Annotated in this window: 3 protein-coding genes; 2 read left to right on the top strand and 1 reads right to left on the bottom strand. The window is 73.2% G+C overall.

The window, feature by feature from the left end; genetic code table 11:
• Positions 1–33 precede the first annotated feature (33 nt).
• On the top strand, positions 34–792 hold the full coding sequence (locus MHY85_RS20335) for an SDR family oxidoreductase (protein ID WP_239200122.1): 759 nt from the start codon (positions 34–36) through the stop codon (positions 790–792).
• 59 nt (positions 793–851) lie between these two features.
• On the opposite strand, the gene MHY85_RS20330 is transcribed toward MHY85_RS20335, so the two are convergent.
• The gene (locus MHY85_RS20330) at positions 852–2,372 is read right to left on the bottom strand and encodes a peptide MFS transporter (RefSeq protein WP_239200120.1); all 1,521 of its coding nucleotides are present in this window, start codon (positions 2,370–2,372) and stop codon (positions 852–854) included.
• 223 nt (positions 2,373–2,595) lie between these two features.
• Between MHY85_RS20330 and MHY85_RS20325 the strand changes: the two genes are divergently transcribed.
• Complete coding sequence (locus MHY85_RS20325; protein WP_239200117.1) at positions 2,596–4,008, top strand: glutamate decarboxylase; 1,413 nt, start codon at positions 2,596–2,598, stop codon at positions 4,006–4,008.
• Positions 4,009–4,134 lie beyond the last annotated feature (126 nt).

Here is a 4,134-nt window from a genome sequence, read left to right as displayed (position 1 = left end):
CTCCACCCGCTCCACCCGAGAGGACCACCCCGCATGTCCGAGAACGCCAGCCCCGCCCTCCGCGCCGTCGTCACCGGCGCCTCCAGCGGGATCGGCGCCGCGACCGTCCGCCGGCTGCGCGCCGAGGGCTGGGACGTCGTGGCCGTCGCCCGCCGCGCCGACCGGCTCGAGGCCCTGGCCGCCGAGACCGGCGCCGAGGCGTTCGTCGCCGACCTCACCAGCGACGACGACGTGGCGCGCCTCGCCGCGCACGTCGAGGAGACCGGCGGCCTGACGTCGCTCGTCAACAACGCGGGCGGCGCGCTCGGGCTGGACCCGGTCGCCGAGGCCGACGTCGACGGCTGGCGCCGGATGTACGAGGTCAACGTGCTCGGCACGCTGCGCGTCACCAAGGCCCTGCTCCCGCTGCTCAAGGCGAGCGGCCGCGGCGACGTCCTGGTCGTCACGTCCACCGCGGCCATCGCGCCCTACGAGGGCGGCGCGGGCTACACCGGAGCGAAGCACGCCGAGCGGATGCTCACCACCACGCTCCGCCTGGAGCTCATCGGCGAGCCGGTGCGGGTCATCGACATCGCGCCCGGCGCCGTCGCGACCGAGGAGTTCTCGCTGGTCCGGTTCGGCGGCGACGCCGAGCGCGCGGCGAAGGTCTACGAGGGCTACCAGCCGCTGCTCGCCGAGGACATCGCGGACGTCATCGCGTTCGCGCTGACCCGGCCGCACCACGTGAACATCGACACGCTGGTGGTCCGGCCGCGGGCCCAGGTGTCGAACACCCAGACCGCGCGGTCCTGACGACCCGCGGGCGCGGCGCCGGGCACCGGTTCCCGGCACCGCGCCCGACGCGGCCGGCGTCACGCCCCGGCGCTCACCGTGCCCTCCATCTCGTCCGCCCGGCGGATGTGCCGCGTGACCCACGGCGACAGCGCCAGCAGGATCGCCGCGAACACCAGCGCCACGGCGCCGATCCCGCCGAAGTAGGCGGTGTCGGAGGCGCCCTCGGTCGCCTTGATGAGCTGCGCGGTGATCGCCTGCCCGGCGGCCGGCGCCAGGAACCACACCGCCATCGCCTGGTTCCGGAACGCGCGCGGCGCGAGCAGCGTCGTCGCGGCCAGGCCGACCGGCGACAGGCAGAGCTCGCCGAGCGTCTGGATCACGTAGACGACCACCAGCACCCAGGCCGGCGCGAGGCGGTCGACGAACACGGCCGACGCCAGCGACATCACCAGGAACGACAGCGCCGCGAGCGTCAGGCCGATCGCGAACTTGGTGGCGGTCGGGGGGCGGTCGTGCGTCTTCGACCAGATCCACGCGAACACCGGCGCCAGGATGATGATCGACAGCGGGTTCACCGACTGGAAGAACTCCGGGCTGATCGTCACGCCGAAGAAGCTGAGCTCCGTGCGGTTGGCGGCGAACGCCGCCAGCGTGGTCGCCGCCTGCTCGAAGATCATCCAGAACAGCATCGCGGCCACGAACAGCGGGATGTACGCGATCACGCGCGGGCGCTCGGCGTCCGTGACCTTGGGGGAGCGGTACATCACCACGAAGTACGCCACCGGCGCGATGAACGCCAGGTACGACATCGTGTCGATGAACGTGTCGAGGTTGAACCCGCCCGCGACCACCGCCGCGACCAGGCCGACGACGACGATCCCGGCGAGCAGGACGAGGAAGCCGCGGATCAGCTTCACGCGCTCCTCGGGGCGCACCGGGTTCGGCGCGACGCCGCCGGCCCTGCCGAGGTACTTGCCGCCCGCCACGAAGAACACCAGGGCGATCGCCATGCCGACGGCCGCCACCAGGAAGCCCGCGTGGTAGCCGCCCCAGGCGCGCGCGGCGCCGACGAGGAACGGCGCGGTGAAGGAGCCGATGTTGATGCCCATGTAGAAGATCGAGAACGCCGAGTCGCGGCGCTCGTCGTCCCGGGCGTACAGCTCGCCGACCATGCTCGACACGTTGGGCTTCAGCAGGCCGGTGCCGAGGGCGACCAGCGCGATGCCGAGGTACGAGGACCCGGCCGACGGGATCGCCAGGCAGACGTGCCCGGCGGCGATGATGATGCCGCCGATCAGCACCGACCGGCGGGCGCCGATCACGCGGTCCGCGAGCCAGCCGCCGACCACCGACAGCAGGTAGACGCTGGTGCCGTAGATCGACACCAGCGCCAGGCCCGTCGTCTCGGCGATGTCCAGCCCGCCGTTGCGCACCGAGTCGGTCAGGTAGTACAGCAGGATGGCGCGCATCCCGTAGTAGCTGAACCGCTCCCACAGCTCGGTGGTGAACAGCGTCATCAGGCCACGCGGGTGGCCGAAGAACGCGCGGTCGCCGGCCAGCTGCCCGGCCGGGGGTTCGCCGTGGGCGGCGGTGGTCATGGGGCGACTCCTGACGTTCGTCGTGGCGCGCCACGACGACGACACCGAAATCCAGAATGTGGCCCCCCGTCGCAGCACGGCAACAGGACCATGGGCCCGTGAGGTGGTGGACGGCCGCCGCTACGGCGCTCCCGGCGCGTGCGACCGGCGCTGCTACGGTCGCCAGGTCCGGACGGGCCCCCGCCGTCGCACCGCGTCACCGACGACCGCGAAGGGCCTGCCCATGACCACTGACGGCCGAGCCGCGCTGCCGATCCACGGCCGCGCCAGCTTCCGCACGGCGATCGACCGCACCGAGTTCCCGCCGCACGGCCTGGACCCGGACGAGGTCTACGAGCTGCTGCACACCGGGCTGATGCTCGACGGGCGCGAGACGCTCAACCTCGCCTCGTTCGTCACCACCTGGATGGAGCCGCAGGCGGAGGCGCTGATCCACGACACCCTGCGCAAGAACCACATCGACCACGAGGAGTACCCGGTGGCCTCGCTCGTCGAGGAGGCCTGCGTGCACATGCTCGGCGACCTGTTCCACGCGCCCGACCCCGCGGCCGTCGTCGGCGTCGCGACCATCGGGTCGTCCGAGGCGATCATGCTCGGGCTGCTGGCGCACAAGCGGGCGTGGCGGCACCGGCGGGAGGCCGCGGGGCTGCCCGCCGACCGGCCGAACGTCGTGTTCGGCGCCGAGACCCACGTCGTGTGGGACAAGTTCGCCGACTACTTCGACGTCGAGATGCGCAAGATCCCGATGCGCCCCGACCGGTACACGATCACCGCCGAGGACGTGGCGTCGCGGGTCGACGAGCGGACGATCGCGGTCGGCGCCGTGCTGGGCACCACGCACATCGGCGAGGCCGACCCGATCGCCGACATCGACGCCGCGCTGGTGCGGATCAAGGCCGACCGCGGCTGGGACGTCCCCTTGCACGTCGACGGCGCCAGCGGCGCGTTCATCGCGCCATTCGCCGAGCCGGACCTCGTGTGGGACTTCCGGCTGGAGCAGGTCGCCTCGATCAACGCCTCGGGCCACAAGTACGGGCTCGTGTACCCGGGCGTCGGCTGGCTGGTGTTCCGCGACGGCTCGAAGCTGCCCGAGGACCTGGTGTTCAGCGTGAACTACCTGGGCGGCGCGCAGCCGACCTACACGTTCAACTTCTCCCGCGGCTCCGCGATGATCCAGGCGCAGATGTACAACTTCCTGCGGCTCGGGCGCGACGGCTACACCGCGATCGTCGAGACGATGCTGGCGAACGCGCGGTACCTGAACGAGGCCCTGGCGGCCACCGGCCGGTTCGAGGTCCTCAACCCCGGCCTCGCGGAGCCCGTCGTCACCTTCCGGCTGGTCGGCGACCCCGGGTACGACGTCTACCACCTGTCCGCCCGGCTGCGGGAGAACGGCTGGATCGTCCCCGCCTACAGCCTGCCGCCGGACGCCGAGGACGTGCACCTGATGCGGGTCGTCGTCCGCCTGGACCTGAGCCGGCTCATGATCGACCAGCTGCTGCGCGACCTCGACCTGGCGTGCACCGCGCTCGCGGCGGAGTCGCCCGTGCCGCGGGCGCACCCGGCCCCCGACCTGTGGACGGCGCCCGCGCACGCCGCGGCGCGGAGCAAGGCGCGGACCGGCCTGCAGCCGTGACCGGGGCGGGGCCCCCCCGCCCCCGGGGGCCCCGCCCCCGGCCCGGCTGCCGGCCCGGGCCCCCCATGCGCCGCGCCGCCGCGGGGGCGGGCCCCCTGCACCGGTCGGGGGGCGGGTGCGCCCGCG

The sequence above is a fragment of the Cellulomonas sp. ACRRI genome (genome assembly GCF_022346185.1).
GTDB lineage: Bacteria > Actinomycetota > Actinomycetes > Actinomycetales > Cellulomonadaceae > Cellulomonas.
The sequence above is the reverse complement of the archived record's forward strand: the minus strand, read 5'-3'. Positions and strand labels throughout refer to the sequence as shown.